Origin of the sequence: Vibrio hepatarius, assembly GCF_043642085.1 — a bacterium.
Taxonomy (GTDB): Bacteria; Pseudomonadota; Gammaproteobacteria; order Enterobacterales; family Vibrionaceae; genus Vibrio; species Vibrio hepatarius_C.
Window position 1 is genome coordinate 318,388 of record NZ_JBHZSA010000004.1, and the last position, 6,318, is coordinate 324,705.

General features: G+C 46.2%; 4 protein-coding genes. All 4 read left to right on the forward strand.

Annotation, left to right across the window (positions count from 1 at the left end; translation table 11 throughout):
• Positions 1-118 precede the first annotated feature (118 nt).
• Positions 119-1,330, forward strand: coding sequence for a beta-ketoacyl-ACP synthase I (fabB, locus tag ACHUFZ_RS10760; protein WP_394127166.1), 1,212 nt, complete (start codon positions 119-121; stop codon positions 1,328-1,330).
• A gap of 256 nt (positions 1,331-1,586) precedes the next feature.
• Complete coding sequence (locus ACHUFZ_RS10765) at positions 1,587-2,720, forward strand: 4-phosphoerythronate dehydrogenase (protein WP_394127167.1); 1,134 nt, start codon at positions 1,587-1,589, stop codon at positions 2,718-2,720.
• Positions 2,717-3,730 carry an aspartate-semialdehyde dehydrogenase gene (locus tag ACHUFZ_RS10770; protein WP_394127168.1) on the forward strand — a complete coding sequence of 338 codons (1,014 nt, stop codon included), beginning with the start codon at positions 2,717-2,719 and terminating at the stop codon, positions 3,728-3,730. The genes ACHUFZ_RS10765 and ACHUFZ_RS10770 overlap by 4 nt, the downstream gene beginning before the upstream one ends.
• Positions 3,731-3,930: 200 nt before the next feature.
• On the forward strand, positions 3,931-6,318 hold a 2,388-nt coding region (locus tag ACHUFZ_RS10775; RefSeq protein WP_394127169.1), incomplete at its 3' end, for a FimV/HubP family polar landmark protein.

Here is a 6,318-nt window from a genome sequence, read left to right on the forward strand (position 1 = left end):
ATATGTGAATAGAAACGATAATATTGTGGTAATTGTACGGTTTTATGGGAAAGCTGACCACTTTTCCCCGCTATCTTAGTTATTATCTAGCGGATTTTTGAATTATAGGAATGTCATAATGAAACGAGTCGTAATCACCGGTATGGGTATTGTTTCAAGTATCGGTAACAACGTCGAAGAAGTTTTAGCGTCTCTAAAAGAAGGTAAATCTGGTATTACTGCGTCTGAGCAGTTTAAAGAACACGGTCTTCGCTCACAAGTATGGGGTGATCTTAAGATTAACCCAGCAGAGCACATTGACCGTAAACAGATGCGCTTTATGGGTGATGCGGCTGCGTATGCATACCTATCAATGCAGCAAGCAATTGAAGACGCTGGCCTAACTGACGATCAAGTGTCTAACGATCGTACTGGTATCGTTGCAGGTTCTGGTGGTGCGTCTGCACTAAACCAAACTGTTGCGACTGATACCATGCGTGCGAAAGGCGTTAAACGTGTGGGTCCTTACATGGTTCCACGTACGATGTCTTCAACAGTATCTGCGTGTCTAGCAACACCGTTTAAAATCCGCGGCGTGAACTACTCAATGAGTTCAGCTTGTGCAACGTCTGCACACTGTATCGGTCACGCAATGGAGCTTATTCAACTTGGTAAGCAAGACATCGTATTTGCAGGTGGTGGTGAAGAGCTAGATTGGTCTCAAACTATGATGTTTGACGCAATGGGTGCACTTTCTACTAAGTACAACGAGACTCCAGAAAAAGCATCACGTACTTACGATGCAGACCGTGACGGTTTTGTCATCTCTGGTGGCGGCGGCATGCTAGTTATCGAAGAACTAGAGCACGCTTTAGCTCGTGGCGCAAAAATTTACGGTGAGATCGTAGGTTACGGCGCAACATCTGATGGCTACGACATGGTTGCTCCTTCTGGTGAAGGCGCGGTGCGTTGTATGAAGATGGCAATGCAAGACGTTGATAGCATCGACTACGTAAACACACACGGTACATCTACTCCTGTGGGTGATGTAAAAGAGCTTGGTGCTATCCAAGAACTATTCGGCGACAACAGCCCTGCAATCTCTGCAACCAAAGCGATGACTGGTCACGCTCTAGGTGCTGCAGGTGTTCACGAAGCAATTTACTCTACACTAATGCTAGATAACGGCTTTATTGCGCCAAGCATTAACGTAGCGAACCTAGACGAAGCGGCTGCAGGCCTAGACATCGTGACTGAAAAGCGTGATGCAGAGCTAACGACCGTTATGTCGAACAGTTTTGGTTTTGGTGGCACAAACGCTACGCTAGTTATCAAGAAGTACCAAGGCTAACTGAATTTGCATTGCAGCCTTAGGCTCGCATTTGCAATCCAGTTTCCAGAGCTGATTAACTTTTAGTGATAAAGGTTAATCTGACAGACGCAGACTTTAACCCATGGAGAGCGGGTTAAGATCCTTTTGTTCTGGACTATTGCCCGGCTATTACGCCGGGCATTTTTCTATCTGCTGTTTGGCCGGCATTAATACCTCGACAGTGACGAGCCTTTTCTGCACAATCAACTCAATTGCAATTCAAATATACAAAGACATGAAAATCCTAATCGATGAAAACATGCCTTACGCTGAGCAGATTTTTAGCCAGTTAGGTGAGGTAGTACTAAAATCCGGACGTACTCTGACAGCAGACGATCTGGTTGATGTTGATGCACTGATGATTCGTTCGGTGACGAAAGTGAATGCTCAGCTAATCGAAAAGGCCAGCAAGCTTAAGTTTGTCGGAACGGCTACAGCAGGAATGGATCATGTCGACCAAGCATTGTTGAAAGAAAAAGGCATCTTTTTCACTGCAGCGCCGGGCTGTAACAAAGTAGGTGTTGCCGAGTATGCGTTTAGCGTCATGATGGTTCTAGCGCAGCAGCATGGCTTCTCTGTGTTTGATAAGACAGTAGGAATTATTGGTGCTGGTCAAGTGGGTAGCTACTTGCAGCAATGTCTGGCTGGTGTTGGTATCAAGGTATTAATCAATGACCCTATCAAGCAACAGGAAGGCGACACTCGCCCCTTCACTGAGCTTGAAACTCTGCTTGAACAAGCTGACATCATTACTCTTCATACGCCAATTACCCGTGATGGGGATTACCCAACGCATCACTTAATCAATGAATCTGTACTTAATAACCTGCGCGGTGACCAGATTCTAATTAATGCAGCACGTGGACCAGTTGTCGATAATAATGCCCTGAAAGCGCGTTTACAGAAGAATGATGGCTTTATTGCTGCGTTAGATGTGTTTGAATTTGAGCCAGAGGTTGATATGGAGCTTCTGCCTCTGCTAGCATTCGCAACCCCTCATGTGGCTGGATACGGCTTAGAGGGCAAAGCTCGTGGTACAACAATGATTTTTAACAGCTACTGCGAGTTTTTAGATAACGAATTACGTGCGCACGCTAGTGACTTGCTGCCAACCGCGCCAGTGCCTCAATTAGTACTGGAACGCGAGTGGGATGAAGCAACGCTGCACAACATCACGCAGCTAGTCTATGATGTGCGTAAAGATGACGCCTTATTCCGCCGAGAGATCAGTAAGCCAGGTTCATTTGACCTGATGCGTAAAAATTACTGGGACCGCCGTGAGTACAGTGCTGTCACATTAGTTGGTGATGATACATGTCAGTTATCACCACTAGAAAAATTAGGTTTTCAGGTTGAGGTAAGTCAATGAGCCAACAATACAATGTTGCTGTTTTAGGTGCTACTGGTGCAGTAGGCGAAACAATCCTTGAAGTTCTACAAGAGCGTAAATTCCCAGTTGGAGAGCTTTACCTACTTGCGAGCGAACGCAGTGAAGGTAAGACATACCGTTTTAATGGCAAAACGGTACGCGTGCAGAATGTTGAAGAGTTTGATTGGTCTCAAGCACATATTGCTTTGTTTTCTGCTGGTGGTGAATTATCAGCGAAGTGGGCACCAATCGCTGCAGATGAAGGCGTTATCGTGATTGATAACACCTCACAGTTCCGTTACGAGTACGACATTCCTCTGGTTGTGCCTGAAGTTAACCCAGAAGCAATTGCAGAGTTCCGTAACCGCAACATCATTGCTAACCCTAACTGTTCAACCATTCAAATGTTGGTTGCACTTAAGCCAATTCATGATGCAGTAGGTATCGAGCGTATTAACGTTTCAACTTACCAATCAGTGTCGGGTGCAGGCAAAGCGGGTATTGATGAGCTAGCAGGCCAAACGGCGAAGCTACTTAACGGTATGCCGGCTGAAACCGAGCAGTTCTCGCAGCAAATTGCATTCAACTGTATCCCTCAAATCGACCAATTCATGGAAAACGGTTACACCCGTGAAGAGATGAAAATGGTGTGGGAAACGCAGAAAATCTTCAACGATCCAGGCATCACGGTAAACCCTACTTGTGTACGTGTACCTGTATTCTACGGTCACGCAGAAGCGGTTCACCTAGAAACATGTGCGCCAATTGATGCTCAAGAAGTGATTAAATTGCTAGAGAACACGGAAGGGGTTGAAGTGTTCCACGGTGACGACTTCCCGACTCAAGTTCGTGATGCTGGTGGTAAAGATCAGGTTATGGTAGGCCGTATCCGCAATGATATTAGTCATCACAGCGGTGTGAACCTATGGGTAGTTGCGGATAACGTACGTAAAGGCGCTGCAACCAACGCGGTACAAATCGCAGAAGTGCTGATTCGCGATTACTACTAACCTCCGCGTTATTTGACTCTTAAAGCCTCGCCATAGTGTGAGGCTTTTTTAATCGAAATGAGAAAATTAGTGTGAGATTACTGCGATTATGGCGCTAGACACACATTTTTTACCTCTACACCTATAGTTTTGGTGGGTTTATCCGATATATTTAACAGATCATTGTCTTTAATTTAATTGAGCACATAGCTGAGCCTTATATGCGTCGACTTTTACAGCGTCTACTTCTGCCGTTAGCAGTGGTTGCCGTGACTCAAACTTCTATCGTTAATGCAGAGAGCATTCGTCTTAAAGGGCCGAATGGAGAGATTCAATCGTCTCCCCAGTTTTCAGAGCCACTCTCTCGTAATACGCGCGTGACAGAAGAACCTTCGCGATTCTACGGTCCGACGACCAGTCAAGAAACACTTTGGGGTATTGCAACTCAGTTGCGACCGTCAAATAGTGTCACCGTCCAGCAAACGCTTTACGCCATTTTCCAACTCAACCCTCAAGCGTTTGAAAACCAGAATATTCACGAGTTGATGCCGCAAAGTACAATTCGTATCCCATCTTTAGAGCAAGTCAGAAGCGTTAGCACGCAAGAAGCTGTCCGTGTGATGGCTGCGCACCAAGCTCGTTTAGGCAAAGCGCCTGCAACATCAACTGCGCCAGTAGCCACCAAGCCAGCGGTTACCCCAGTTCAAACAACGACGACTACTCAGCCAGAGACGACTGAACCAAAAGTAGAAGAATCACCAACGAGTGATCTGCAAGCAATCGCTAAAAACGAAAAACAGCAACAGGTTAAAAGTCTAGAAAACCAATTAGAAGTTTCTGAAACCGAACTGGTCGCGCTTGAAGAGAAAAACCACAAGTTGCGCTTAATGCTGGCGAATGTTCAGTCTGAAGTTGATGTATTAAAAGATGAATTGGGCGACGAAAACCGCATCCGTGACGAAGTGAAAAAACTGCTTGAAGAAGAGCGTCGACGTTTAGCTGAAGAGCAAAAGTTAGCCCCATCTGCATTAGAACAGCTTTTCTCAAACACTTGGCTAGTTGCAGCCTTGGCTATCATTCCAGGTCTATTGATTGGCCTTATCGTCATGATGCTGTTAGGTCGCCGCTCTAAACAAGAAGAACAACCAGCAGTCGCGCCAGTTGAGCAGCAAACGCCTCCGCCAGTTGCACCAATTGCTCCAGACACGCTCAATGAAGATATCGACGATGACTTATTGCTCGATGACGATCTGTTTGGCGAGTCCGAAGACGATAGTGAAATGCTATTTGGTGACGAATCAGAACTCTCTGAAGAAGAGTCAGACGATGTCTTTGCTGATCTTGATGATGGCGATCTAGATTTCAACCTTGAAGGCGAAGATGGGGATGACCCATTTGCCGGAATCGGCGATGACGGTGATCTTGACGAGTCTCTTGCTGACGCCGACCTTGGCTCAAATGGTATTAGTGTCAATGGTGACGACAAAGCGCTTGGCTTAGAAGAGATGGAGCGTGCTCTGGATGAGGTCGTGATCGATACTGATGACGATGAAGAAGCATTCGATCTCTCCGATGAAGGTGAATTCTCACAAGACGATTTTGATTCGCTTCTCGCTAGCGACGAAACGACTGAAGAGTTAGGCACTGATGAGTTAGATCAAGCGCTGCTCGACGACCTTTTCAACGACGCTCAAGGTGACGAGTCTAGTGATGGTTTAGATATCGATAGCTTGTTAGACGAAGATGAAGATAGCTTCGATTTAAGTGATGAGTCTGACGACGCCACTTCGGGTCTGGGTATTGCGTCTGATAGTGAGATTGATGACATCTTCGCTCAAATGGATGCGCAAGCAGACTTGGAGTCTTTAGAAGCTAATTCGATCGATGAAACTGCGCTACTTGATGAAATGCTTGAGGATGACGGTGTTGATATCGAGTCCGATAGTACCGACCTGCTTGATGAACTTGTTGCAGAGGAAAGTTTAGATAATCTTTCGTCAACGGAAGAGAGCAGTGATGATCTGTTTGATGAACTGATTACTGCGGATGAAGAGCTGGATCAAGAGAGTACTGATCTGCTTGATGAATTTGTCGCAGACTCTGATGACAGTAGTGAGTTTGACCTAGAAGCAGAACTGGATGATCTGATTGGTGCAGAGCAACCGGAACCTATTGAATTAGACGATGATGCAGGTTTATTGGATGACGTTGTTGAGTCTCAGCTAGAAAACGCAGAAACGGAAGAGCTTGGTGACGACAGTACCGATCTGTTTGAAGAGCTGCTTGATATTGAGAAGCAGAGCGCGGAACAAGCTGAATTGGAAACGCCGCCAGCGGAGCCAGTCTCTGACGAAGCGCTAGACCTCACCGAGGGTGATAAAGACTTTTCCAGTGAAGACTTTATTGACGACATGCTAAATGCAGCACCGGAAGCCGATCCTTTACTTGAAGAAATTAATCTAGATGAAGGTGACGATGTTGAGTTGGAGCAAGATGCTTCCCTTGACATGGGCAGTCTAGAAGAGAGCATTGCAGAGCCAGAGCCAGAGCCAGAGCCAGAGCCAGAGCCAGAGCCAGAGCCAGAGCCAGAGCCAGAGCCAGAGCCAGAG